Genomic DNA, 23831 nt, shown 5'->3' with positions numbered 1-23831 from the left:
GGCTGGGTTGCGTTCCGCAACGAGCTCGCCCTTTGGGGCTGTCCGCAGGATGGCCCAAAGGAGCGACAAGGAACCAGCGCGCGGATACCGGCCCCCCCCCCCCCCCCCCCCCCGCCTTTTCAAACACCTCCGCGGCGACGTCCGCCAGCTCGCGCGCGTCCCGCGCGGTGCCCTGCAGGTCGATGAGGATCTCGTCCAGGCCGATGCGGGCGTACTCCACGAGGTCCGCCACGATCTGGTCGACATCGCCCTGGAAGGGCCGGCGGTCCGCACCCTCGTACGGCTTCGCCTGCCGGCTGGTGTTCACCCGCAGCACCGTCCTGATCGGCCGCGTACGGCCCCGCTCCTCGGCCAGCTCCCGCAGCCGCCGCCACTGGGCGGCGACCTGCTCGGCGCCCATGCCCACCGGCAGCCACCCGTCGGCGTGGTCCACCAGCCGCCGCCACGCCCGCCGGTTGCCCGCGGCCAGCAGGATCGGGATCGCCCGCGCGGGCTTGGGCCCGACCACGGCGGAGGCGATCCGGGTGAGGCTTCCTTCGTGGACGACCGGATCCGGGCCCCACACCTTCCGGCACACCTCGATGATCTCGTCCAGGACCGCGCCGCGCTCCTCGAAGGGCCGGACGCCCGAGGCCGCGTACTCGTCCAGGGACCAGCCGGTGCCCAGGCCCGCGAGCACCCGGCCGCCACTCGCCGCGTCCAGCGTGGCCAGGGCCTTCGCGAGCTGGAACGGAACGTGCAGCGGAGCCACCAGGACACTGGAGCCCAGCTCCGCCCGCTCGGTGGCAGCGGCCGCCAGGGTGAGGGTGACCAGGGGGTCGGCCACGTTCCGGTACTGGTCCGGCCACGGCAGGCCCTCGATGCCGTACAGACCCTGGGTGGCGGGCTCCGGGAACAGTGCCCGCTCGAAGACCCACAGACTGTCGTAACCGATGTCCTCCGCGGCGCGTGCCACGTCGGGGACGTCCTTGCCGATCGAGTACTGCCGCATCTGGGGAAGACCGAGACCGAGCCGGGTCGCCATACCGCCACTCCTCTGTGATCGGGTACTGCTCGCTCAACGTCCCACGGCCGCCGGGGAGTTCCGCGGTGACAGGATCAGTCCGTGAGCGGAGTGAGCAGCATCCGCCCCGCGAACCCCACCGCCGCGTCCAGCCGTTCGGTGAACTCCTCGGTCACATCGCCGCAGTGGCGCAGCGCCCACAGGGCACGTGCCGCCACCCAGGCCGCGTCGCGGGCCCGCTCCAGGCTCCACGAGCCCAGCAGATGGGTGAGCGGATCGGCGATCTGGAGCAGGTCGGGACCCGGCATCAGATCCTCGCGGACGCGCTCCTCCAGCGCGCCGAGGAGTTCGCCCACGCGGTCGAACTCGTCCTCCAGGTCGGGCGGTTCGCAGCCGAGCGTACGACAGGCGTCCACCACGGCGAGCGCGAGGTCGTGCCCGATGTGCGCGTTGATGCCCGCCAGCGCGAACTGCAGCGGCCGTACCCCGGGATGGCGGCGGAGCTGGAACAGCGGACGCCAGCAGGCGGGTGGCCGGCGGTCCGCGGCCGCCGCGTCGACCGCGGCCAGGTACCGCTCGGCGAACCGCACGTCCAGCGCGATCGCCGCCCGTGGATCCGGGAATCCCCCGGCGTCCAGGCGCCGGTCGACCTCCTCGGTGACGGTGAGGTAGACGCGGTTGAACACGGCGACCCCGTCCCACTCGGGCAGGCCCGCGGCCAGGGCGCGCATCCGGGAGACGACCGTGTCGACAGGGGTGGTGAGGTGTTCCAACTGCGTCATGGGGGAAGGGTCCCAGCCCCGGGCCGACGGGCGCGCCGACCGGCCCGGGGCTTCGCCGGAACGGGGGAACGGACGGCGAGCCGCGGATGCGAGGGGGGAGCGGCACCGTGTCAGGCTCACGTACCCGGCGTCTCGCCGAGCGCCGGGCCGCGCGCAGGCGTGCCGTGCGGCGCGGGTTGATGGTCGCGGCGGCCTCGGTGGTGACCCTGGTCGGCTCGGTCACCGGCGTGATAGCGGCGCTCGAGTCCGGCTCCGACTCCGGCCCCGGCTCCGGCCGGGCCCGCGCCGAGGCGACCCGCACGCCGCCCCCGGCGCCCATGCCGAGGCCGGCCGCACCCTCCCCGGGCAGGGCCGCCACCAGGAGGCCGACGCCGACGCCGGCGCCGACCGCGCTCTCCACGCACACCCCCGTCCCGGCCAGGAGAAAGCAGCGGACCGTCCCCGTGTCACCGCTCCTGTACCGCCACCCCGCCTCCCAGGTGCTGGACTGGGTCCGGGCCCACCCCGGCGATCCGCGCACCGATGTCATCGCCGCCCTGATCGCCGACCGGCCGGCCGCGGTGTGGTTCACCGACCCCGACCCGGACGCGATCACCGGCCGGGTGCGGGCGGTCACCGCGGACGCGGCGGCGCGGGGCCGGGTCCCGGTGCTCGTGCCGTACGCGATCCCGGACCGGGACTGCGGCAGTGCCTCCCGGGGCGGCGCGCCGGACCTCGCGGCCTACGACACCTGGATCGACGCCTTCGCGCGGGGGCTCGGCCCGGACGAGGTGGTGATCGTCCTGGAACCGGACTCGATCGCCCAGTCCGACTGCCTGCCGCAGGCCGACCGCGCGGCCAGGCTCGCCTCGCTGGCCCGTGCCGGGCGGGTGCTGAAGGCCGCCGATCCGAAAGCGCGCGTCTACTACGACGCAGGCCACTCCGGCTGGCACCCGCCGGCCGAGCAGGCCGCCCTGCTGCGCCAGGCGGGAGCGGCCGACGCGGACGGCGTCTTCAGCAACGTCTCCAACTTCCGCACCACGACCGACGAGATCGCCTACGACCGTCAGGTCCTCGACGCGCTCGGCGGCCCGGCGAGCCTCGGCGCGGTGATCGACACCAGCCGCAACGGCAACGGCGCCCCGCCGGACGGCCAGTGGTGCGACCCGGCCGGCCGCAAGCTCGGCCGGGCCCCGACCCTGGACACGGGCGAGGCCCGGATCGACGCCTACCTGTGGGTCAAGCTGCCGGGGGAGTCCGACGGCTGCCGGGGCGCGGCCGGGACGTTCACGCCGTCGTACGCCTACGACTTGGCGCGCGGAGCCTCCTGAGCGTCGTAACCGGACGTGCCCTCGTCCAGCAGGGGCTCCTGCTTCTTCAGGTGGGCCGGGGCGAAGGCGCGCAGCGCGTGGTAGCCGGTGATGACGACCAGCGTGCCGAGGGCGATGCCGCTGAGTGAGAAGGTGCCGGTGAACTTCATGCTGACGTTGCCGACGCCGATGATGATGCCCGCGGCGGCCGGTACCAGGTTCAGCGGGTTGCGCAGGTCCACCTTGGCGTGCAGCCAGATCTGGGCGCCGAGCAGGCCGATCATGCCGTAGAGGATCACGGTGATGCCGCCGAGGACACCGCCCGGGACCGCGGCCACGACCGCGCCGAACTTCGGGCAGACGCCGAAGAGCAGCGCGAAGCCGGCGGCGGCCCAGTAGGCGGCGGTGGAGTAGACGCGGGTCGCGGCCATCACGCCGATGTTCTCGGAGTAGGTGGTGTTCGGCGGGCCGCCCACCGCGGTGGACAGCATGGAGCCGACGCCGTCGGCCGAGATCGCCGTACCGAGCTTGTCGTCCAGCGGGTCGCCGGTCATCTCGCCGACCGCCTTGACGTGCCCCGCGTTCTCCGCGACCAGGGCGATCACGACCGGCAGCGCGACCAGGACGGCCGACCACTGGAAGGACGGCCCGTGGAAGTGCGGCAGGCCGATCCAGTCGGCCTTGGAGACACCGGAGAGGTCCAGCCGCCAGTGGTCGGTGACCTTGCCGCTCGGGCTCATGGAGTTGATCTTGCCGAAGATCCGGTCGAAGGCCCAGGAGATGCCGTACCCGAAGACCAGCCCGAGGAAGATCGCGATGCGGGACCAGAAGCCGCGCAGGCAGACCACGGCCAGCCCCGTGAACAGCATGACCAGCAGGGCCGTCCACTGGTCCTGCGGCCAGTAGGTGGACGCGGTCACCGGGGCGAGGTTGAAGCCGATGAGCATGACGACCGCGCCGGTGACGATCGGCGGCATGGCGGCGTGGATGATCCGCGCGCCGAAACGCTGCACGGCGAGACCCACCAGGAACAGCACGGCGCCGACCACGAGGACGGCGCCGGTCACGGTGGCACTCGTACCGCCCTGGGCGCGGATGACGGCGGCCACGCCCACGAACGACAGGGAACAGCCCAGGTAGCTCGGCACCCGGCCGCGGGTGGCGAGCAGGAAGATCACCGTCGCCACGCCCGACATCATGATCGCCAGGTTGGGGTCGAGGCCCATCAGCACCGGCGCCACGAAGGACGCGCCGAACATCGCGACCACGTGCTGGGCGCCCAGGCCCACCGTGCGGGGCCAGGAGAGCCGTTCATCCGGGCGTACCACCGCTCCGGGGGCGGGCGTGCGCCCGTCACCGTGCAGTTTCCAGCGCACGCCGAGGTCCATGGTGGGTTTCGCTTTCTTACGTACGGGAGGGGGTTCCGCACCATTGTCACGGGTACCGGCTTCTGAGCGGTCGCTTAGTATGGAACGTCATCATCAGCGATGTTCAGGAGTCCCTCGTCACTGGGGCTCCTGCACAACGCCCGCTACCCGCTCATGGTCGAGCGGGCCTGGACCGAGCTGTGGAACGAGCACGGCGTCCGCTTCGACGGCGACTGGCACGCGGCCGGCGACGCCTGCAACGCGGTCCGTGAGCTGCGGATCAGCTACGAGGCGCCGGTGACCCGCCCCGGCACCTACGCCGTCCACCTCTGGCTGGACCGGCTCGGCACCACCGGCCTGACCTACGGCTTCCGCTTCTGCTCGGCCGACGGCACCCGGACCTACGCCGGGGGCACCCGGGTGCTGGTCCGGCTGGACGCCACGACCCTGCGGCCCACACCGTGGACGGACGCCTTCAGGGCCGGGGCCCGGGAACTGCTGCGGCCTGCGGACTGATCTCCTTCCGGCCGCCGCGCTCGGCCGTGCGCAGCACGCCCGCGCACACCGCGAGCCCGCACGCCAGCGCCGTCACCACGCAGAACGACACCACCAGGCTGGTCGCCTGGGCCACCCCGCCGATCAGGCTCGGCGCGATCAGCCCCGAGGTGTAGGTGATCGTCGCCACGCCCGCTATGGCCTGGCTCGGGTTCGGCCCGGCGTGCCCGGCCGCCGCGAAGCACAGCGGGACGACCACCGCGATGCCGAGCCCCATCAGCGCGAACCCGCCCATCGCCACGGCCGGATGCCCGGCCACGACGATCAGCAGGCCGCCCAGCACGGCCAGGATGCCGCCGGCCCGGACGGTGCGGACCGCGCCGAACCGGTTCACCACCGCGTCCCCGGCGATCCGGGCCACCGCCATCGTCAGCATGAAGCCGGTCGTGCAGGCCGCCGCCCCACCGGCCGAGCTGTCCAGCCGGTCCCGCAGGAACACCGCCGACCAGTCCAGGCTCGCGCCCTCGGCGAACACCGCGCAGAAGCCGACCGTACCGATCAGCAGGGCCGAGCGCGGCGGCAGCGCGAACCGCGGCGGTGGCTCCTCGTCCTCGGCGGGCTGCAGGTCCAGCACCCAGGCGCAGGCCACCAGGCCGAGTACGGTGAGCACGGCAGCGGTGAGCGCGAAATGCAGCCGGGCGTCCGAGCCGAGGTGCGCGGCGAGCGTGCCGGCCGCCGAGCCGGTCAGCGCACCCGCGCTCCACATGCCGTGCAGCCCCGACATGACCGACTTGCCGAGCAGCCGCTCGACCTCGACGCCGAGGGCGTTCATCGCCACGTCGGCCATGCCCGCGCTCGCGCCGTAGGTGAACATCGCCAGGCACAGGGTGGTGAGGTTCGGCGCGAGGGACGGCAGGACCAGGGAGAGCGTCCACAGCGCGAGCAGCCCGCGCAGGGCCGTACGGCTGCCGAAGCGATGGCTGATCCGGCCCGCCAGCGGCATCGCGCACGAGGCGCCGAACGCCGTGAAGGCCAGCGCGAACCCCAACTGGCCCGAGCCCAGCGAGGCGTGGTCCTGGATCCACGGCACACGCGTGGCGAACGTGCCGGTCACGGCGCCGTGCACGGCGAACACGGCCGCCACGGCGTACCGGGCGCGCCTCGCGTCGTCACCTGCGCGTCCCATGTCACCCATGTTCCAGTCCCTCCCCGGGAGTTTCCCGCCACACCCCACCCGGCACGCGCCGTAAACTATCAGGGACCCTGCCTGATAGATAGTCGGTTTTACGGCCGCCGTCGGGGTCCCCGGCGCGTGGGCCGGGGAGGGTTGCCGATCTGGGAGGATTCCCGTCATGCCCGCATCACCCAGCACCGCCCGGGCCATCAACGACCGCCTGGCCCTGCGGCTGTTGCAACAGGAAGGCCCGCTCACGGCCGGGCAGTTGAAGCAGCTGACGGGTCTGTCCCGGCCGACGGTCGCCGACCTCGTGGAACGGCTCACCGCCGCCGGGCTGATCAGCGTCGTCGGCGAGTCCGGCGAGCAGCGCCGCGGCCCCAACGCCCGGCTGTACGGCATCGTCGCCGACCGGGCTCACCTGGCCGCCCTCGACGTCCGCACCGGGGGCGTCTTCGTCCTGGTCTCCGACCTGGTCGGGCGGGTGCTCGCGGAGGCGTCCGTGCCGATCGGCGGGGACAGCGGGACCGGACCCGCCGTGGAGCAGGCGGTGGCCGCGGTGGAGCGGACCGCGAAGGAGGCCGGGGCGGACCGGCTGCACACCGTCGGCATCGGCGCACCCGGCCTCATCGACCCGGCCACCGGGGATCTCCGCGACTCCGGCGGCCTGCCCGCCTGGCACCGCAGTCTGGCCGCCGCCCTGCTGGAACGGCTGCCCGGGGCCCGGGTCACCGTGGAGAACGAGACCAACCTCGCCGCCCTGGCCGAACAGCGCGAGGGTGCCGCGCGGGACCGGGACACCTTCGTCCTGCTCTGGCTGGGCCACGGCGTCGGCGCGGCGGTCGTCCTCGACGGCACGCTCCGCCGCGGCGCCTCGGGCGGCACCGGCGAGATCGGCTTCCTGCCCGTCCCGGGCACCTCGCTGCCGTCGGCGAGCGACTGCGACGGAGGCTTCCACTCACTGGCGGGCGCGGCGGCGATCGGCGCGCTGGCCGCGGAGTGCGGCCTGCCGGTACCGGCCACCATGGACGGACCGGGCGCGGCGCGAGTGGTTCAGCGGGCCGCGGCGGAGGTGGCGGAGGAGGCCTCCACCGCGTCTCATCCGGCTGCCGAACGCCTCGCCGGCCGGTTTCTCCACGCCCTGGCCGACCGGATCGCCATCGGGGCCGCGTCCGTGGTGGCCGTGCTCGACCCCGGCTGTGTCGTGCTCGGCGGCGAGGTCGGCCAGGCCGGCGGCGCCGTCCTCGCGGGCCTCGTGGAGGACCGGCTCCGCCGTATGTCGCCGCTGCTCACCGAGGTCCGCGCAAGCGCCCTCGGTGGCACGGCGGTCCTGCGCGGAGCCCTTCTGACGGCCCGGGACCGTGCCCAGGAGGACCTGTTCGCGCGGCCCTAGCCTCGCCCGCCGGTGCACCGGATCGCCCGGGGCCGGCGCCCGCCGGCAGGTACGGCCGTTCCCGGCGCCGGTCGGCCGGTCGCGGTCCCGGAGGTGTGGGCCCGGCCGGCCGTCTCACTTCCGTCAGCCGTCGAACCGCCGCCCCAGGTACTCCTCGAACGTCGTCTTCCCCACCGGCTGTTCCGGTGTCAGCAGACCGCCCGCGCGGGCGGCGCGATAGGTCCCGCCGAACAGCGGAACCTGCGCCACCGCCCGGCGCCGGCCGGTCGCGCGGAGGTAGGAGCGGGCCAGGGAGTCCAGGGTCCGTACCTCGGGGCCGCCCATGTCCGGCACCCGCCCGGCGGGACCGGCGAGTGCCAACCCGGCCAGACGGTCCGCGACTTCGCCCACCTCCACCGGCTGGTCCGGCACCCCGGCCGGGACCAGCAGGACGGGCGCCTTGGCCAGCCCGCCCAGGAGCGAGACCAGCAGGTCATGGAACTGGGTGGCGCGCAGGACGGTCCAGCCGAGCCCCGACTCCTCGATCTGCCGTTCCACGGCCAGCTTGGTGCGGTAGTAGCCGAGCGGCACCCGGTCGACCCCGACGATGGAGATGTAGACCAGATGGCCCACTCCGGCCCGCCGTGCCGCCGCGATGAGATGCTCGGCCGCCTGTTCGTCCCCGCCCCGCTGTGTGCTCGCGCAGTGCACCACGGTCTCCACCCCGGCGAGCGCGGCGTCGAGACCGCTGCCGCCGGCACGCAGATCGACGGCGTACGGCTGTGCGTGCCGGCTCAGCACCCGCACCTCGTGGCCGTCCGCCCGCAGCCGCCGCGTCACGCACCGGCCGAGCGTGCCGGTTCCGCCGGTCACCAGGATCGTCGTCATGCTGTGTCTGTCCCTCCGGATGCCGGGCACCCCCCGTCGGGGCGCCCTCCCGCGGATGAGACCGCGCGGACCCCGGGGAACGTGACATGCCCCGGCTGGCCCGGCCCGGCCGGCGGCAGTCGGCGGCGGTCCGGCGGCGGGCAAGGGCCGTCGTCACCGCCGCCGGACCCGTCCGCACCCTAAAAGGACTAGACCAGCACGGTCAATGGGTCCGGACCAGGCCAATCGGCCCTGACCGACCGGCAGTTGCGCGGCGTGACTGCGCCGCGCAAGACCGGCGACACGCGCTGTGAGGGAACCCACATCGCTCACGTGTCGGGACGGCCGTCCGGCGTGGCACACTGGCCCTGTACCAGAAGCAGCGCACTCCGGGGTCGGTGAAAGTCCGAACCGGCGGTTACAGTCCGCGACCCGGTCGCTTCCAGCGGCCGGTTGACCAGGTGAAATTCCTGGACCGACGGTTAAAGTCCGGATGGGAGGCAGTGCGCGGCGGGCGGGCATGCGTTTCCGTGTGCGCGCCGCCGTATGTGGGCGCGTCCGTATGTGGACGGGCCCGTTCCGGCGACGCCCCGGTGTGTGCTCACCCGTAGATTCTGTCGTCATCGACAGGCCCCGGAGTCCGTGCCCGAAGAGGCAGGAGGACCCGGGAAGTGTTCACCGGAATCGTCGAAGAGCTGGGTGAGGTCACCGCCGTCGAGAACCTCGGCGACGCCTCCCGCTTCCGGCTCCGTGGCCCCGTCGTGACCGAGGGCGCACAGCACGGCGACTCCATCGCCGTGAACGGGGTCTGTCTCACCGTCGTGGAGCACGAGGGCGACGAGTTCACCGCCGACGTGATGGCGGAGACCCTGAAGCGTTCCAGCCTCGGCGCGCTCACCGTCGGCTCCCGCGTCAACCTCGAGCGTCCCACCGCCGTCGGCACGCGCCTCGGCGGGCACATCGTGCAGGGCCATGTCGACGGCACCGGCGAGGTGGTCGCGCGCATTCCCTCCGAGAACTGGGAGATCGTCAGGATCTCGCTCCCGGCGGACCTCTCCCGCTACGTCGTCGAGAAGGGTTCCATCACCGTCGACGGCATCAGCCTCACCGTCGTCGAGGCCGGCCCGGACTACTTCACCGTCAGCCTCATCCCGACCACCCTCGGCCTGACCACGCTCGGCGTGAAGCAGCCCGGCGACCCGGTCAACCTCGAGGTCGACGTCATCGCCAAGTACGTCGAGCGGCTCCTCGGCGACCGCGCCCAGGGAGCCACCAAGTGAACTGGCTGAACTCCGAGGCCTTCACCCTCTTCGGCCAGCACATCATCTGGTCGGACATGGTCGGCAACATCCTCGGCCTGATCACCCTCGCCCTCGGCTGGCGCCGCTCCCTGTGGACCTGGCCCGTGCAGTTCCTCTCCGGCCTCGTCCTCTTCGCCGCCTTCTACGGCCACCTGACCGGCAGCGCCGGCAAGCAGGCCGTCGTCATGGCCGTCGCGCTGTACGGCTGGTGGCAGTGGCAGCGCGACCGGGGCCGGTCCGCGGACGGCCACATCGCCCCCCGGTTCGCCACCTGGCGCGAGCGCGCGGCGATGCTCGGCGCGGCCGCCGCCGGCACGGTCGCCGTCGCCCTGCTCTTCACGGCCTACCCGTCCCTGTCCTGGGACCCCTGGCCCGACGCCTACATCTTCGTCGGCACCATCGTCGCCATGTACGCCCAGGCCAAGGGCATGGTCGAGTTCTGGATCGCCTGGCTGCTCGTCGACCTCGTCGGCGTACCCCTCAACTTCGCCAACGGCTACGCCTTCTCCGGTTTCGTCTACGTCATCTACGGCGCACTCGTCCTGTGGGGCATGCGCGACTGGTGGCTGCGCTCCCGCAGGAGCCCGCAGCCCGTCCTGGAAGGAGCGCCGGCATGACCTCGGCACCGCTGCTGTACGACACCGCCGACCTCGAGGAGTTCACGCTCGACCCCGTCGAGCAGGCCATCGCCGACATCGCGGCCGGCCGCCCGGTCGTCGTGGTGGACGACGAGGACCGGGAGAACGAGGGCGACCTCGTCATCGCGGCCGAACACGCGACCCCCGAGATCGTCGCGTTCATGATGAGCGAGTGCCGGGGACTCGTCTGCGCCCCCATGGAGCCCGAGGAACTCGACCGGCTCCGGCTCCCGCAGATGGTCCAGGACAACACCGAGTCGATGAAGACCGCGTTCACCGTCTCCGTGGACGCCTCCGCCGCCCACGGTGTGAGCACCGGCATCTCGGCCTCCGACCGCGCCACCACGCTCCAGCTGCTGGCCAGTGGCACCGCCGAGCCCACCGACTTCGTCCGCCCCGGCCACGTCTTCCCGCTGCGCGCCAAGCCCGGCGGCGTCCTGGTCCGCAACGGCCACACCGAGGCCGCCGTCGACCTCGCCCGGCTCGCGGGGCTGCGCCCGGCCGGTGCCATCGTGGAGATCGCCGGTGAGGACGGCCACATGCTGCGGCTGCCCGAGCTGATCCCGTTCGCCCGCAAGCACGGGCTGTCGATCATCTCCATCGAGGACCTGATCGCCTACCGCCGCGGCAGCGAGTCCACCGTCCGCCGCGAGGCCGAGACCCGCCTGCCCACCGCCCACGGCACCTTCACCGCCTACGGCTACCGGTCCACCGTGGACGGCGTCGAGCACGTCGCCCTCGTGCACGGCGAGATCGGCCCCGGCGAGGACGTCCTGGTCCGCGTCCACTCCGAATGCCTCACCGGGGACGTCTTCTCGTCCCTGCGCTGCGACTGCGGCCCCCAACTGGACGCCGCCCTCGAACGGATCCAGGCCGAGGGCAGGGGCGTGGTGGTCTACCTGCGCGGCCACGAAGGGCGCGGCATCGGTCTGCTCTCCAAGCTGCGGGCGTACGAGCTTCAGGAGCGGGGCCGCGACACCCTGGACGCCAATCTCGAACTCGGGCTGCCCGCCGACGCCCGCGACTACGGCGCCGGTGCGCAGATCCTCGCCGACCTCGGCGTGCGCAGCGTCCGCCTGATGACCAACAACCCCGAGAAGACCGACGCACTGCTGCGCCACGGCCTCAAGGTCAGCAGCCGTGAGCCGATGCCCGTGCAGGCGGGCGAGCACAACCTCCACTACCTGCGCACCAAGCGGGACCGGATGGGGCACGACCTGCCGTGGCTGGACACACCTGCCGTGTCCACCTGCGGCAACCAGTAAGCAAGCGAGAAAGCACTTAGGAGAGACGTGAGCGGCAAGGGTGCACCGGAACTGTCCGTACGCAACGCGAGCGACCTCAGGGTCGCCGTCATCGCGGCGCAGTGGCACGAGAAGGTGATGGACGGCCTGGTGAACGGCGCCCTGCGCGCCCTGCACGACCTCGGGATCGACGAGCCGACCCTGATCCGGGTCCCCGGCAGCTTCGAACTGCCGGTCGCCGCCAAGGTGCTGGCCGGGCGCGGCTACGACGCCGTGGTCGCCCTGGGTGTCGTCATCCGCGGCGGCACCCCCCACTTCGACTACGTCTGCCAGGGCGTCACCCAGGGCCTCACCCAGGTCAGCGTCGAGACCGGCGTCCCCGTCGGCTTCGGCGTGCTCACCTGCGACACCGAGGAGCAGGCCCTGGACCGGGCCGGCATCGAGGGCTCGAACGAGGACAAGGGGCACGAGGCGGTGACCGCCGCGGTCGCGACCGCGGCCACGCTCCGCTCAGTATCTGAACCCTGGCACTGAGGTACCGCCCGAACCGCGTAGGGTGGGACCACCATGTCCAAGAAGACGTTCGAGGAGCTCTTCACCGAGCTCCAGCACAAGGCCGCCCACGGCGATCCCGCCACCTCCCGCACCGCAGAGCTGGTCGGCAAGGGGGTCCATGCCATCGGCAAGAAGGTCGTCGAAGAGGCCGCAGAGGTCTGGATGGCCGCCGAGTACGAGGGCAGGGAGGCGGCCGCCGAGGAGATCTCGCAGCTGCTGTACCACGTCCAGGTGATGATGGTCGCCCGCGGGATCTCCCTGGACGACGTCTACGCCCACCTCTGAGCCGTACCCGCGCACACCCCCGCCCCGTAGAGAACGAGCAAAGGAAGCCGACCTCATGCTGCGCATCGCCGTCCCCAACAAGGGTTCACTGTCCGGCCCTGCGGCGGAGATGCTGCATGAGGCCGGCTACCAGCAGCGCCGCGAGTCCAAGGAGCTGCGGATCGTCGACCCGGAGAACGAGGTCGAGTTCTTCTACCTCCGCCCCCGCGACATCGCGATCTACGTCGCCTCCGGCCGCCTCGACCTGGGTATCACCGGCCGCGACCTGCTGATCGACTCCGGCGCGGACGCCGAGGAGATCCTGCCGCTCGGCTTCGCCCGCTCCACCTTCCGCTTCGCCGCCAAGCCGGGCACCGCGAACGGCATCGAGGACCTGAAGGGCAGGACGGTCGCCACGTCGTACGAGGGGATCGTCGCGGGGCACCTCGCGGACAGCGGCGTCGACGCCTCCGTCGTCCACCTGGACGGAGCCGTGGAGACCGCCATCGAGCTGGGCGTCGCCGAGGTCATCGCCGACGTCGTGGAGACCGGCACCAGCCTGCGCAACGCGGGCCTGGAGGTCTTCGGCGAGCCGATCATGAAGTCCGAGGCGATCGTCATCCGCCACACCGGCGCCAACGGCGAGGAACCGAAGGTCCAGCAGTTCCTGCGCCGTCTCCAGGGCGTCCTGGTCGCCCGGACGTACGTGATGATGGACTACGACTGCCGCGTCGAACAACTGGAGAAGGCCGTCGCGCTCACCCCCGGGCTGGAGTCCCCGACCGTCTCCCCGCTGCACAACGAGGGCTGGGTCGCGGTCCGCGCCATGGTCCCCGCCAAGGAGGCGCAGCGGATCATGGACGACCTGTACGCCATCGGCGCCCGCGCCATCCTCACCACGGCCATCCACGCCTGCCGCCTGTAAGGGGTACGCACCGCGATGTCCGATCTTCCCTCCCTTCCCGTCACCTTCCGGCCAGGCCGCACCCGGGCCATCCTGCTCACCGCCGGTGTCGCGATCTTCCTGACCATCTCCGGGGTCGCCCTGCTGCTGGAGCGGCTCGGCCCGGGGGAGCGGGCCAGCTTCATCGTCACCGGAGCGCTGATCTTCTGGGTGCTGGCCCAGCTCGCCCGGGTGAGGGTCGTCGCCGACGAGTCCGGCGTCACCGTGGTGAACATCGCCAGCAAGCGGCGCCTGGCCTGGGCGGAGATCCTTCAGGTGAACCTCCGTCCGGGCGACCCGTGGGTGTTCCTCAACCTCAGCGACGGCACCAGCCTGCCCGCGCTCGGCATCCAGCCGGGCCTCGCCAAGCAGCGCGCCATCGCCGACGCACAGGCCCTGCGGGCGCTCGCCGAAGCCCGTTCCCCGGACCACCCGGTCGAAGATCAGGGCTGACTCGGGGGCGCCCACCCTGCCCGAGTGGCCCCTGTCTTGATTAATCTGGTGGGGGAGGCCTCTTCGCTGCGCCTCCGCCCCTGCGTGCCAGCCGGTGCACAGGGGTTCCTGCTACCCGAGGAGTGACTCCCTCCAGCGATGGACGGATCGTCCTGTAGTACCTGCGCCGCCCCGACCCGACATACCGGGAAGGCGGTGGCAGCGTGACCACCCCCCTGCTGCTCCTCGGAGCGGCTTTCCTGCTGATCCTCGCCAACGGCTTCTTCGTGGCCGCGGAGTTCGGCCTGGTGACCGTCGAGTCGACGGACGCCGAGAAGGCTGCCGCCGAGGGCGACCGACGGGCCCACAGGGTCGCGGAGTCGCTCAAGGAGCTGTCCTTCCAGCTTTCCGGCACCCAGCTCGGCATCACCATCACCTCCCTGGTCGTCGGCATGCTCGCCGAACCGGCGCTGGCCGAGCTGCTGCACGGCCCGTTCGCCGCGATCGGCATCCCGGGCGGTGCCGTCTCCGGTGTCGCCGTGGTCGTCGGCATGCTGCTGGCCTCCGCGGTCCAGATGGTGATCGGCGAACTCGTGCCCAAGAACTGGGCGGTGTCCAAGCCACTGCAGGTCGCGCGGTTCGTGGCCGGCCCGCAGCACCACTTCGCCCGGCTGTTCCGCCCGGTGATCGCCGCGCTCAACACGGTCGCCAACCGCCTGGTGCGCGCGCTCGGCGTCGAGCCCGCCGACGAACTGGCCTCCGCCCGCACCCCGGGCGAACTGGTCTCCCTGGCCCGGCACTCCGCCCAGGCCGGCGCCCTGGAACAGGACACGGCCGACCTGTTCGTGCGTACCCTGTCCCTGGGCGAGCTGACCGCGCAGCACGTCATTACCCCGCGCGTGAAGGTCAGCGCCCTGCAGGACACGGCCACCGCCGAGGACGTCGTCAACCTCACCCGGGCCACCGGCCTGTCCCGCTTCCCCGTCTACCGGGAGAAGATCGACGAGATCGTCGGCATGGCCCACCTCAAGGACGCCCTCGCGGTCCCCGTGCACGACCGGCTGCGCACCCCGGTCAGCCGTATCGCCCGCAAGGCCCTCCTCGTCCCCGAGACCCTGCCCGTCCAGCCGCTCCTCGCGCGGCTGCGCAGCGAGCAGCCGATCGCGGTCGTCGTCGACGAGTACGGCGGCACGGCCGGCGTGGTCACGCTGGAGGACATCGTCGAGGAACTCGTCGGAGAGGTCCGCGACGAGCACGACGCCAAGGACGTGCCCGAACTGCTCCCGGCCCCGCCCGAGGACGGCAGGCCCGCCTGGGACGTCGACGGCAGCTGCCGCGTCGACATCCTGCAGCGCATAGGCCTCGACGTGCCCGAGGGGCCGTACGAGACGGTCGCCGGACTGGTCGCCGACCTGCTCGGCCGGATCCCGGCCCCCGGCGACCGGGCCGAACTGCCCGGCTGGCGGCTCTCGGTCCGCCAGGTCGGCCACTACCGCGCCGAACGGGTCCGCCTGGTCAGGACGGTCCCGGCGGTGAACGTGATGGAGGCCGTCCGATGAGCGTCCTCCAACTGGTCTTCGCCGCGCTGCTCGTGCTCGCCAACGGCTTCTTCGTCGGCGCCGAGTTCGCGCTGGTCTCCGTCCGCCGCAGCCAGATCGAACCCCTCGGCACCGCCCGGGCCCGCCAGGTCCTGTACGGCCTGGAAAGGCTGCCGCAGATGATGGCCGCGGCGCAGTTCGGCATCACCGTCTGCTCCCTGACGCTGGGCGCGGTGGCCGAGCCGACGGTGGCGCGTCTACTGGAACCGGTGTTCGAGGCGGTGCGTCTGCCCGACGGCGTGATCCATCCGCTCGGCTATGTGCTCGCGTTGGCCGCGGTGGTCTTCTTCCACCTGGTCATCGGCGAGATGGTGCCGAAGAACCTGGCGATGGCGGCCCCCGAGAAGGCGGCGCTCTGGCTGAGCCCGGGCCTGGTCTACTTCGCCCGTCTGTGCAGGCCGATCACGGTGTCCCTGGGCGCCTGCGCCCAGGCCGTCCTGCGCCTCTTCCGGGTCGAGCCCAAGGACGAGGTGGAGGCGGTGGTCACCAGCGAGCAGCTCAACCGCCTGCTGGAGGACTCCGGCCAGGCGGGCCTGCTCGACCCCGAGGAGCGGGAACGCCTGGAGGACGCGCTGGAACTGGGCTCCCGCCCGGTGACGGACGTCCTGCTGCGCCGGGAGTCCCTGGTCACGGTGAACCCGGCGATCACTCCGGGACGGATCGTCGAGCTGACGGCCCGCACCGGGTACTCCCGCTTCCCGGTCGCCGCGTCGGACAAGGGGTCGTTCATGGGGTACGTCCACGTCAAGGATGTCCTGGACCTGGAGGACTCCGACCGTGCGGTGCCGCAGCACGTGTGGCGCCCGATGACGACCCTGCGGGCGGAGCTGCCGCTCGACGACGCGCTGACGGTGATGCGCCGAGCGGCCACGCACTTGGCCCAGGTGGCGGACGCCTCCGGCAAGGTGCTCGGTCTGGTGGCTCTGGAGGACGTCCTGGAGATGCTGGTGGGTGAGGTGCGGGATCCGGCACACCGGGAGACTCAGGATGTGAGGCTGACGGAGCCGAGGGTGAGCGGAGAGCCGGAGGGAGCACTCGCCTAGCAGCTCGGGTGGTGGGGGAGCTGCGCGGCTGCCGGTGCGTGGTGGCTGAGCGCGCGGTTCCCTACGCCCCTTGGGGGCGCTTCACATGCCCGACGGGTCATGCGGCCCCCGCCCCGACAGCACCTCCCCGTACGCCTGCATCAGGTCGGGCAACCGCAGCGTCGCCAAGTCCTCCCGCGACAACGACCCCGCATACGTCGACAACCGCAGATCCCGGTACGCACAGCTCTTCTCGTACAGAGTCCGCAGGAACCGCCCGTTCCCCAACTCGTCGATCCACCCCTGATCGACCACATGCCCGGCGATCGAGCGCAGCTCCTCCAGCGCCTCGTCGTCCCACGCGTCCCCGTTCTCCGAAGCGAGCACCTTGCCGATCTCGGTGAGTTCCTGCGGCCGGTAGGAGGGGAAGTCGACGCGGGTCGTGAAGCGGGACGACAGCCCGGGGTTCGCCGCCAGCAGCCGGTCCATGCCCTCCGGATAGCCGGCGAGGATGACCACCAGATGGTCCCGGTTGTCCTCGGCACGCTTCAGCAGCACCTGCAAGGCCTCGTCGCCGTACGCGTCCCCCTTGCCGTAACCCGAGTTGGACAGCGAGTACGCCTCGTCCACGAACAGCACCCCGCTGATCGCCGAGTCGATCAGCTCGTTGGCCTTCACGGCCGTCTGCCCGAGGTACTCGCCGACCAGATCGGCCCGCTGGGCCTCGACCAGGTGGTCACCGCCGAGCAGCCCGAGGGCGTAGAAGACCCGGCCGAGGATCCGGGCCACCGTGGTCTTCCCCGTCCCCGACGGCCCCGAGAAGACGAAGTGCCGTTTCGGGGGCTGTACCGGCAGCCCCTGCCCGGCCCGCAGCCGGGCCATGTTCAACTGCGCCGACAACGCTTTGACCTGGCGTTTCACCGGCTCCAGCCCCACCATGCGCTCCAGCTCGGCGAGCGCCTCCTCGAGCAGGGCGGGATCGGTCGGCCCGGCCGGGACCGGCGAGGACGGCACACCCGTCTTCACCCGCACCGTCCGACCGGCCTCCGACGGCAGGGGCCCCGTCGGCAGGTCCGGCTCCGGCAGCCGCAGATCACGGCCCTCGGTGCCGAAGACCGGGTCGTACCCGTCCGGGCCGTCCACACTGTCCTGTCCGGCACCCGTCAGGGTGATCGCGGCGAGGCCGGCGGTGTCGTCGTACCCGTCGCCCTCGGCGATCGCCGCGAGCCGCGCCGAGGTGTCCATGAACGCCGGGTCCACGCGGTGCACGGCCCGGTAGAGGGGGAGCGCGGCGGCGCTGCGGCCCGTCCCCTCGTGCGCCCGGGCCAGCCAGTAGCGCAGCTCCTTGCGCTGCGGCTGCTCACTGCGGCAGCGCATCAGCGCCGCCGACAGCAGCGGTTCGGCCTGGCCGTACATCTCCAGCCGGACCCGGGCCATGCCGCCGAACAGACCGGCCTCGATGCCGAGCATGGGGTCGTCCAGCAGCGGGTCGGTGTGCCGTACCAGCTGCTCCCAGTCCTTCACCAGATAGGCGCGGCAGGCGTGCAGGAAACGGACCTGGGGGTCGGTGTCGACCGGGGGCAGCCCGGCGAGGGCGCGGTCCAGCTCGGGCACGTGCCGGCCGTCCAGCCAGTGCGAGGCGTGCGCCAGCAGCAGATCACGCGGGCTCTCCAGTACCGGCTGGACCCACCAGCCCAGCCAGTACCAGGAGTTGAGGGTCCGGCGGTGCCGGGCGCGCTGTTCGCCGAAGCGGTCGCGGTGCCGGAACATCCTGAGCAGGGAGGTCGTCGTGTCGACCCGGAGCGCGTGCAGCCCGAGCCAGCCGTCCGCCATCCCGGGGTCCGTCCGCACCGCGGTGCGGAACTCCTCCTCCGCCTGGGGGTATGCGCCCATCGTGTAGGCGTCCACCCCCCGCAGCCAGGCCAGGTCGGCCGGGGCCTCGGGGCCCTGCGTGCCGAAGTCCATCCCGTCCCCCCACAGACCGTGCCCCCGTGGTTCACCACCGGGCAGTCGCCCGACGGACGCCGCGCATCGAACCGCCGTGCCGCGGACCGGAGTTACCAGTGTGCGAGGCAGCCGCGAAGGTCGCCCCGAGGGCATCGTACCCGCGCGAAGACCGGGTGCCGAAGGGTGCCGCGCAGGCCGTTTGACGAGGTGGGAGCAGACGGGGCGCACGGGGTTTCGTGACCGAGGGTGAGCGGATCGGCGCGCCGGGAGCCCGCAAAGCGTCCGCGGGCAGAACGAAGCCCCCGATCACGGGGGAACAACCGGGGGCTTCGCGTCTGTGAGCGGCTCCGAACGGCCGCACATTGAGAACGTAAGACCTGTACGGCCCCCGGGTCAAGCCGAGTTGAGGCCTTCGGGGAAGTTCGTCCGGATGGGTCTTCACGGCTTCACCACAACGCGGACGGGCCGTCACTCTGGGTCATGCTTTGGTCGGGCCCACGGGTTGACGCCGGCCCCGCCAGCACCTCGTACCCCTCAGATGTCTGCCGTACCAGGAGATCGGCATGGGGGCGCGAGGGGTCTTCGGCGAAGTGCGCGCGCTCCGCCGCCACCCAGCCGTCCCAGAACTCCCGCTGCTCCACCCCGTCCCGCAGCCGGCCGCGCGTCCAGGACTCCTCCCGGGGCAGCTCCATCCAGAGCAGCAGGGCCAGGTACGGCCGCAGCGCCCGGCGCCCGGCCCCCACCCCCTCGACCAGGACCACGGGCGCCGCCGGCAGCGGGCGCGGCGTGGTGAACGTGCGGGCCCGCCAGTCGTACGGCGTGTAGTGCGCGCTCTCGCCGCGGGCGAGTGGCTGGATCACCTGGGTCATGACCCGCTCGGTCCACTCGAAGAGCTGCTCGTGGCTGGCGATGTCGTCGAGGTGCAGCACCGGAGCACCGCCGAGCGCGGCGGACAGATGCCCGGCGAAGGTGGACTTTCCCGAGCCGGCGTGCCCGTCCACGCCGATCAGCCGGACCGGGCCGAGGGACGGGGGAAGCCCGCGCAGCCGGGCGGCGAGGTCGAGAATGGTGGTTCCCCGGTGTGGGTCGGTGTGGGCGGTTTTCCGGAAACAGTGTAGTAGCGGCCCATAGCGGCCGGACCGTCGTGGCCGCCGCGCCTCGAAAAAGTCGGGGTTTGAATCATCGGCTGGCAGCCAGTCAATGGCCCGGATAAACATTCGCGAATCCCCTGACCGATATGTCGAATTCGGCGTTCCGGGTGTGCCCGTAGCTGAGTAGGGTGCCTCCAGCGCAACCGGTGTGCGTCGTACGGTACTGGCAGGGGGACATGGCCGCGGAGTTATTCGAAGGGCACTATGTGTGGCATCCGGCGGCCGACGACCGCGTCCTGGCGAGCGTATGCGTCGATGTGCGCGCCGGACGTTATCGATACGCGTCCGAGGCCCTCGCCGAGACGCGTTCCGACTTCGCCCTGCGCGCTCACCGCTCGCTGGTCCTCGCCTCCGAGGCGGCCGGCACCGACCTGGTCGAGCGCTGGCTCGCCGAGGAGCCGACGCCCGAGGCGGCGCTGATGTGGGCCCGGGTCGCGGTGCAGCGTGCGCTGCGGGCGGCCGACGCGCGCGACGAGCGCGCCGAGGCGCTGGAGCGGATCGCGCTGACCGCCTGCGACCGGGCCGCCGTCCTGGCTCCCGAGGACCCCACGCCCTGGGTCGCCAAGCTTGCCATGGCCCGGCTGCACCGGCTGCGCGACCCGGCCCCGCAGGGTCTGCTCACCGCCCCGCCCGGCCCCTGGCGGCTGTTCGCGCACATCCTGTCCCTGGACCCCTGGCACCGCGAGGGCCACCACCGCTTCCTGTCGTGCTTCTTCACGCGCTACGGCGGTTCGGTCAACGCGGCCTGGGACGTGGCCGCCTTCCTCAGCCAGCGGGCGCCCGCCGACTCCGCCCTCCGGCTGCTGCCACTGGTGGCCCTGGTGGAGAGCTACAACCCCACCCAGTTGCTGGCCGACCGCGTCTGGGAACAGCCGCAGTGGCGTTCCACCGCGCTGGCGATCTATCACAACTGGCTGCCGGCGGTCGCGGGTTACCGCTTCACACCGGTGCTCGACCTGGCCTACCTCGCACATGCGCTCGTGATGGCCCAGCGTGAGTTCGAGGCCCGGGCGGTGTTCACGGCGATGGGCCCGTACGCCTCGCGCATGCCCTGGAGCGCCTTCGGCGACCCCGCCGAACAGCTCTCCCGGGCCCGCCGCACCTGCGGCCTGCCCGTCCCGCGACCCGACTGACCCTGTTCGTTCGTCCCTGCTCCCCATCGAGAGAAAGGCCGATCTGTGTCGGAACGGATGTCGACTCCACGGGCGAAGGCCCGCGCGGGCGAAGACCCGGTCGTGCTCGACGACGACGCGACCCTGCACGCGATGGGTTATCCGCGGAAGCTCACCCGGCGCTTCCAGGCGTTCGACAATTTCGCGATCTCCTTCACCATCATCAATATCCTCTCGGGTATTTTCTCGTCCTTCGGATTCGGTATGAACGCGGGCGGCCCCCGTGTTCTCGTGTTCGGCTGGACAGGTGTCTGCGTCATGGTGCTGCTCATCGGCGCGGCCATGGCGGAAGTCGCCTCGGCCTATCCGACGAGCGGCGCGCTGTATTTCTCCGCCGGTAAACTTGCAAAGCGGCACAAGGGTGCCTGGTCCTGGTACACGGGCTGGCTGAACTTCGTCGGCCAGATCGGCGGTACCGCCGCCACCGGCTATGCGGCCGCCACCTTCATCCAGGCCTTCATCCAGCTGCAGTGGCCCTCCTACCGGCCGACCGCGCACCAGACAGTGCTGATCACGGCCCTGATCATCGTTGTGCAGGGCCTCGCCAACACCTACACCGTCCAGCTCGTCGCCGTACTGAACCGCATTTCCGTGTGGTGGCTGCTGATCGGACTCGTGGTGATCGTGGGCGCACTCATAGTGATGCCCGATCACCATCAGCCGGCGTCGTTCGTGACGCATTTCGAGAACAACACCGGCTTCACGAGCGGACTTTACGGAGGCATGCTCGGCCTGCTGGTCACCAGCTGGACGTTCACCGGGTTCGACGGCAGCTTCCACATGTCCGAGGAAACAGTCCGCGCGACGGTCAACGCGCCCAAAGGGATCACCCGCGCCATCGGCTATTCGGCGATCACCGGTCTCATCCTGATGCTGGCACTGGTCTACAGCATTGGCGACTACGCCAAGGTGGCCGGTTCCGGGGCACCGCCGGTCCAGATTCTCATCGACGGCCTCGGACTGGGCGCCGCCAAGGTCATGCTCCTCATCGTGATCGGCGCGATGCTCTTCTGCGGTCTCGCCAACCTCACCAGCAACACCCGGCAGATCTTCGCCTTCTCCCGCGACGGAGCCATGCCCGGCTCCCGCTGGTGGCACTCGGTCTCGCCACGCACCCGTACGCCCGTGAAGGCGGTGTGGCTCGCGGTGGTGTGCTCGGCGGCCCTCGTCGTGCCCGGCTGGTGGTCCCACACCGCCTTCACCGCCATCGTCAGCGTCAACGTGGTCGGTCTCTTCCTCGCCTACGCCGTGCCGATCTTCCTGCGGCTGCGGCTCGGCGGCGAGTTCCAGCCGGGGCCCTGGCACCTGGGCCGCTGGGGCCGGCCGGTCGGCTGGCTCGCGGTCATCTGGATCGTGCTCAGCAGCGTCCTGTTCATGCTGCCGCAGGCCTCGCCCATCACCGCCGACACCTTCAACTACGCGCCGGTCGCGCTCGCGGCCGTGCTCGTCGTGGCGACGGTCTGGTGGTTCGCCACCGCCCGCCGCCGCTTCCAGGGCCCGATCAGCTACGGCCGCCCCGACGAGGTCGCGGCGATGGATCTCGTCTGACGCCGAGCGCCGTTCGAGGAGGCGTACAGCCCGGGTGGTCGCGGGGACCTGTGCGGCTGCCGGCCCGTGGCGGGCCGGTCGCGCAGGTCCCCGCGCCCCTTGGAGAGCCGCGGGGCCGGTCAGCCGCTGGAGAAACCTCCACTGGCCAAGACCAATATTCATCCCGCTGCGTGCGCCGAAGTGCTGGCAGGGGCATGCCCGCTGCTCCATAGTTGGCCCACACGTGCGGCAGATCCGCCCCGACCGCACCGCAGACCTGGGGGTAATCGCGCCCATGAGCAGAGCCCGACAGCCGTCCCGCAGAACCGTCCTGACCGCCGCCGTCGCCGCAGCGGTGGCCGGCGGAACGGCCCCCGCCGCCGCCGTCGCGCGGCGCCCCGCCGCCGATACCGGCGGCCCCGGCCGGACGCCGGCCCGCCCGGTCGACTACCACGCCTGGACCACGTACCGCGAGTGGCGCCTCGGCGCCGCCCAGGGCGTCCGGACCGTCGCCGGCCCCCGCCCCGGCGTGGTGATCGGCACTCCCGCCGGCCGCAGCGACTACACCGACCCGCACACCGGTACCACCGCCACCTGGGAGTACGCCACCTGGACCGCCCCGGTCCACCGGCTCACCGTCCCCGCCACCGAGCTCGTCGCCTCGTGGAACGCGCACACCCCCGACGGCACCTGGCTCCAGGTCGAACTGCAGGGCACGTACTCCGACGGCACCGCGACCCCCTGGTACGTGATGGGCCGCTGGGCCTCCGGTGACCAGGACATCAAGCGGACCTCGGTGGATGACCAGACCGACGGCAAGAGCACCGTCTGGACCGACACCTTCGCCGTCGACGACGCGAGTACCGGCCTGCGCCTGACGTCGTACCGGCTGCGCCTCACCCTGTACCGCAAGCCCGGCACGCGCCTGACCCCCACCGTGTGGCGGCTCGGTGCCATGGGCTCCGACATCCCCGACCGGTTCACCGTCCCCGCCTCCACCCCCGGCCTGGCCCAGGAACTGGCCGTCCCGCGCTACTCGCAGGAGATCCACAAGGGCCAGTATCCGGAGTACGACAACGGCGGTGAGGCCTGGTGCAGCCCCACCTCCTCGCAGATGATCGTCGAGTACTGGGGCGGCCGGCTCACCCCCGGGCAGCTGTCCTGGGTCGATCCCTCCTACGCCGATCCGCAGGTCGACCACGCCGCCCGCTTCACCTACGACTACCAGTACGAGGGCTGCGGCAACTGGCCGTTCAACGCGGCCTACGCCGCCACGTTCAAGGACCTGCAGAGCGTGGTCACGCGCCTCGCCTCGCTGACCGACCTGGAGACGCTGATCGCGGCCGGCATCCCGGCCATAACGTCACAGTCGTTCCTGAAGACGGAGCTGACCGGTGCCGGCTACGGCACCTCCGGCCATCTGATGACCGTGATCGGGTTCACGGCGGACGGCGACGTGATCGCCAACGACCCGGCCTCGCCGAGCGACGACGCGGTACGGCGGGTCTATCTGCGCCGGGAGTTCGAGAACATCTGGCTCAGGACCAAGCGGTACAACGCCGCAGGGAAGGTCGTCTCCGGTACCGGCGGGGTCTGCTACCTCTACTTCCCGGCCCACCCGAGCCCGCGCCAGCGCAAGGCGCTCGAGGCGGTGGGCGTGCGCTGACCCGGCCCCTGTGAGCAACGTC

21 protein-coding genes, 1 pseudogene and 1 riboswitch are annotated in these 23831 nt (G+C 71.9%); of the genes and pseudogenes, 15 read left to right on the top strand and 7 right to left on the bottom strand.

The genetic code is table 11. The features are described from left to right. Positions 1–100: 100 nt before the first annotated feature. Positions 101–1024: pseudogene (locus ACZ7GZ_RS20610) on the bottom strand (LLM class F420-dependent oxidoreductase); the annotation flags it as partial. Between the two features lie 74 nt (positions 1025–1098). Then, entirely contained in the window at positions 1099–1785 is a 687-nt protein-coding gene (locus ACZ7GZ_RS20605) for a DUF5995 family protein (protein ID WP_471026070.1), read from the bottom strand. Between the two features lie 179 nt (positions 1786–1964). On the opposite strand from ACZ7GZ_RS20605, the gene ACZ7GZ_RS20600 reads away from it, so the two are divergent. After that, positions 1965–3095, top strand: coding sequence for a glycoside hydrolase family 6 protein (locus tag ACZ7GZ_RS20600; RefSeq protein WP_471026180.1), 1131 nt, complete (start codon positions 1965–1967; stop codon positions 3093–3095). Here ACZ7GZ_RS20600 and ACZ7GZ_RS20595 read toward each other — a convergent pair. Next, positions 3068–4462 (bottom strand): uracil-xanthine permease family protein, encoded by a 1395-nt coding sequence (locus ACZ7GZ_RS20595; protein ID WP_471026068.1) that lies wholly within the window; start codon positions 4460–4462, stop codon positions 3068–3070. The two genes, ACZ7GZ_RS20600 and ACZ7GZ_RS20595, sit on opposite strands and share 28 nt — an antisense overlap. Positions 4463–4561: 99 nt before the next feature. Here ACZ7GZ_RS20595 and ACZ7GZ_RS20590 point away from each other — a divergent pair, with 99 nt between their 5' ends. Then, on the top strand, positions 4562–4957 hold the full coding sequence (locus ACZ7GZ_RS20590) for an acyl-CoA thioesterase (RefSeq protein WP_471026066.1): 396 nt from the start codon (positions 4562–4564) through the stop codon (positions 4955–4957). On the opposite strand, the gene ACZ7GZ_RS20585 is transcribed toward ACZ7GZ_RS20590, so the two are convergent. Continuing rightward, entirely contained in the window at positions 4917–6131 is a 1215-nt protein-coding gene (locus ACZ7GZ_RS20585; RefSeq protein ID WP_471026064.1) for an MFS transporter, read from the bottom strand. The genes ACZ7GZ_RS20590 and ACZ7GZ_RS20585 overlap by 41 nt on opposite strands. Positions 6132–6288: 157 nt before the next feature. Here ACZ7GZ_RS20585 and ACZ7GZ_RS20580 point away from each other — a divergent pair, with 157 nt between their 5' ends. Next, complete coding sequence (locus ACZ7GZ_RS20580; RefSeq protein WP_471026061.1) at positions 6289–7503, top strand: ROK family transcriptional regulator; 1215 nt, start codon at positions 6289–6291, stop codon at positions 7501–7503. Between the two features lie 123 nt (positions 7504–7626). On the opposite strand, the gene ACZ7GZ_RS20575 is transcribed toward ACZ7GZ_RS20580, so the two are convergent. Then, entirely contained in the window at positions 7627–8370 is a 744-nt protein-coding gene (locus ACZ7GZ_RS20575) for an SDR family oxidoreductase (RefSeq protein ID WP_471026059.1), read from the bottom strand. A 359-nt stretch (positions 8371–8729) separates the two neighbouring features. After that, positions 8730–8860, top strand: a riboswitch (FMN riboswitch). 160 nt (positions 8861–9020) lie between these two features. Between ACZ7GZ_RS20575 and ACZ7GZ_RS20570 the strand changes: the two genes are divergently transcribed. The 9 genes from ACZ7GZ_RS20570 to ACZ7GZ_RS20530 all read left to right on the top strand — a co-directional run bounded on the left by ACZ7GZ_RS20570 (position 9021) and on the right by ACZ7GZ_RS20530 (position 16367). Continuing rightward, positions 9021–9629 carry a riboflavin synthase gene (locus ACZ7GZ_RS20570; protein WP_471026056.1) on the top strand — a complete coding sequence of 203 codons (609 nt, stop codon included), beginning with the start codon at positions 9021–9023 and terminating at the stop codon, positions 9627–9629. Further along, positions 9626–10267, top strand: coding sequence for a nicotinamide mononucleotide transporter family protein (locus tag ACZ7GZ_RS20565; RefSeq protein ID WP_471026055.1), 642 nt, complete (start codon positions 9626–9628; stop codon positions 10265–10267). Before ACZ7GZ_RS20570 ends, ACZ7GZ_RS20565 begins: the two co-directional genes overlap by 4 nt. Further along, positions 10264–11553, top strand: a complete 1290-nt coding sequence (locus tag ACZ7GZ_RS20560; RefSeq protein WP_471026052.1) for a bifunctional 3,4-dihydroxy-2-butanone-4-phosphate synthase/GTP cyclohydrolase II — start codon at positions 10264–10266, stop codon at positions 11551–11553. Before ACZ7GZ_RS20565 ends, ACZ7GZ_RS20560 begins: the two co-directional genes overlap by 4 nt. Before the next feature lie 27 nt (positions 11554–11580). Then, on the top strand, positions 11581–12066 hold the full coding sequence (gene ribH / locus ACZ7GZ_RS20555) for a 6,7-dimethyl-8-ribityllumazine synthase (RefSeq protein WP_363217187.1): 486 nt from the start codon (positions 11581–11583) through the stop codon (positions 12064–12066). Positions 12067–12099: 33 nt separating this feature from the next. After that, positions 12100–12372 (top strand): phosphoribosyl-ATP diphosphatase, encoded by a 273-nt coding sequence (locus ACZ7GZ_RS20550; RefSeq protein WP_061930286.1) that lies wholly within the window; start codon positions 12100–12102, stop codon positions 12370–12372. Between the two features lie 55 nt (positions 12373–12427). Continuing rightward, entirely contained in the window at positions 12428–13276 is an 849-nt protein-coding gene (gene hisG / locus ACZ7GZ_RS20545) for an ATP phosphoribosyltransferase (protein ID WP_471026050.1), read from the top strand. 15 nt (positions 13277–13291) lie between these two features. Next, positions 13292–13747, top strand: a complete 456-nt coding sequence (locus ACZ7GZ_RS20540) for a PH domain-containing protein (protein ID WP_471026048.1) — start codon at positions 13292–13294, stop codon at positions 13745–13747. A gap of 203 nt (positions 13748–13950) precedes the next feature. Then, on the top strand, positions 13951–15285 hold the full coding sequence (locus ACZ7GZ_RS20535; protein WP_471026046.1) for a hemolysin family protein: 1335 nt from the start codon (positions 13951–13953) through the stop codon (positions 15283–15285). Continuing rightward, positions 15282–16367 (top strand): hemolysin family protein, encoded by a 1086-nt coding sequence (locus ACZ7GZ_RS20530; RefSeq protein ID WP_471026045.1) that lies wholly within the window; start codon positions 15282–15284, stop codon positions 16365–16367. Before ACZ7GZ_RS20535 ends, ACZ7GZ_RS20530 begins: the two co-directional genes overlap by 4 nt. Positions 16368–16448: 81 nt before the next feature. On the opposite strand, the gene ACZ7GZ_RS20525 is transcribed toward ACZ7GZ_RS20530, so the two are convergent. Further along, positions 16449–18311 (bottom strand): AAA family ATPase, encoded by a 1863-nt coding sequence (locus ACZ7GZ_RS20525; protein WP_471026044.1) that lies wholly within the window; start codon positions 18309–18311, stop codon positions 16449–16451. Positions 18312–18739: 428 nt separating this feature from the next. Then, positions 18740–19360: a uridine kinase family protein gene (locus tag ACZ7GZ_RS20520; RefSeq protein ID WP_471026178.1), complete on the bottom strand. Its 621-nt coding sequence runs from the start codon at positions 19358–19360 to the stop codon at positions 18740–18742. Between the two features lie 260 nt (positions 19361–19620). Between ACZ7GZ_RS20520 and ACZ7GZ_RS20515 the strand changes: the two genes are divergently transcribed. The 3 genes from ACZ7GZ_RS20515 (at position 19621) to ACZ7GZ_RS20505 (ending at position 23809) form a co-directional block, all read left to right on the top strand. Continuing rightward, positions 19621–20577, top strand: coding sequence for a hypothetical protein (locus ACZ7GZ_RS20515; protein ID WP_471026043.1), 957 nt, complete (start codon positions 19621–19623; stop codon positions 20575–20577). A 57-nt stretch (positions 20578–20634) separates the two neighbouring features. Further along, positions 20635–22164, top strand: coding sequence for an amino acid permease (locus ACZ7GZ_RS20510; RefSeq protein WP_471026041.1), 1530 nt, complete (start codon positions 20635–20637; stop codon positions 22162–22164). 274 nt (positions 22165–22438) lie between these two features. After that, the gene (locus ACZ7GZ_RS20505; protein WP_471026039.1) at positions 22439–23809 is read left to right on the top strand and encodes a peptidase C39 family protein; all 1371 of its coding nucleotides are present in this window, start codon (positions 22439–22441) and stop codon (positions 23807–23809) included. Positions 23810–23831 lie beyond the last annotated feature (22 nt).

The sequence above is a fragment of the Streptomyces sp. NPDC037288 genome, assembly GCF_055603265.1.
This window is presented reverse-complemented; position numbering and strand designations above follow the sequence as displayed.

Excerpts from the sequence above, each read along its gene's own strand:
- ACZ7GZ_RS20605 (WP_471026070.1), bottom strand. The coding sequence starts at position 1,785 with ATGACGCAGTTGGAACACCTCACCACCCCTGTCGACACGGTCGTCTCC.
- ACZ7GZ_RS20600 (WP_471026180.1), top strand. The coding sequence starts at position 1,965 with ATGGTCGCGGCGGCCTCGGTGGTGACCCTGGTCGGCTCGGTCACCGGC.
- ACZ7GZ_RS20595 (WP_471026068.1), bottom strand. The coding sequence starts at position 4,462 with ATGGACCTCGGCGTGCGCTGGAAACTGCACGGTGACGGGCGCACGCCC.
- ACZ7GZ_RS20590 (WP_471026066.1), top strand. The coding sequence starts at position 4,562 with ATGTTCAGGAGTCCCTCGTCACTGGGGCTCCTGCACAACGCCCGCTAC.
- ACZ7GZ_RS20585 (WP_471026064.1), bottom strand. The coding sequence starts at position 6,131 with ATGGGTGACATGGGACGCGCAGGTGACGACGCGAGGCGCGCCCGGTAC.
- ACZ7GZ_RS20580 (WP_471026061.1), top strand. The coding sequence starts at position 6,289 with ATGCCCGCATCACCCAGCACCGCCCGGGCCATCAACGACCGCCTGGCC.
- ACZ7GZ_RS20575 (WP_471026059.1), bottom strand. The coding sequence starts at position 8,370 with ATGACGACGATCCTGGTGACCGGCGGAACCGGCACGCTCGGCCGGTGC.
- ACZ7GZ_RS20560 (WP_471026052.1), top strand. The coding sequence starts at position 10,264 with ATGACCTCGGCACCGCTGCTGTACGACACCGCCGACCTCGAGGAGTTC.
- ACZ7GZ_RS20550 (WP_061930286.1), top strand. The coding sequence starts at position 12,100 with ATGTCCAAGAAGACGTTCGAGGAGCTCTTCACCGAGCTCCAGCACAAG.
- hisG (WP_471026050.1), top strand. The coding sequence starts at position 12,428 with ATGCTGCGCATCGCCGTCCCCAACAAGGGTTCACTGTCCGGCCCTGCG.
- ACZ7GZ_RS20540 (WP_471026048.1), top strand. The coding sequence starts at position 13,292 with ATGTCCGATCTTCCCTCCCTTCCCGTCACCTTCCGGCCAGGCCGCACC.
- ACZ7GZ_RS20530 (WP_471026045.1), top strand. The coding sequence starts at position 15,282 with ATGAGCGTCCTCCAACTGGTCTTCGCCGCGCTGCTCGTGCTCGCCAAC.
- ACZ7GZ_RS20525 (WP_471026044.1), bottom strand. The coding sequence starts at position 18,311 with ATGGACTTCGGCACGCAGGGCCCCGAGGCCCCGGCCGACCTGGCCTGG.
- ACZ7GZ_RS20515 (WP_471026043.1), top strand. The coding sequence starts at position 19,621 with ATGGCCGCGGAGTTATTCGAAGGGCACTATGTGTGGCATCCGGCGGCC.
- ACZ7GZ_RS20510 (WP_471026041.1), top strand. The coding sequence starts at position 20,635 with ATGTCGACTCCACGGGCGAAGGCCCGCGCGGGCGAAGACCCGGTCGTG.
- ACZ7GZ_RS20505 (WP_471026039.1), top strand. The coding sequence starts at position 22,439 with ATGAGCAGAGCCCGACAGCCGTCCCGCAGAACCGTCCTGACCGCCGCC.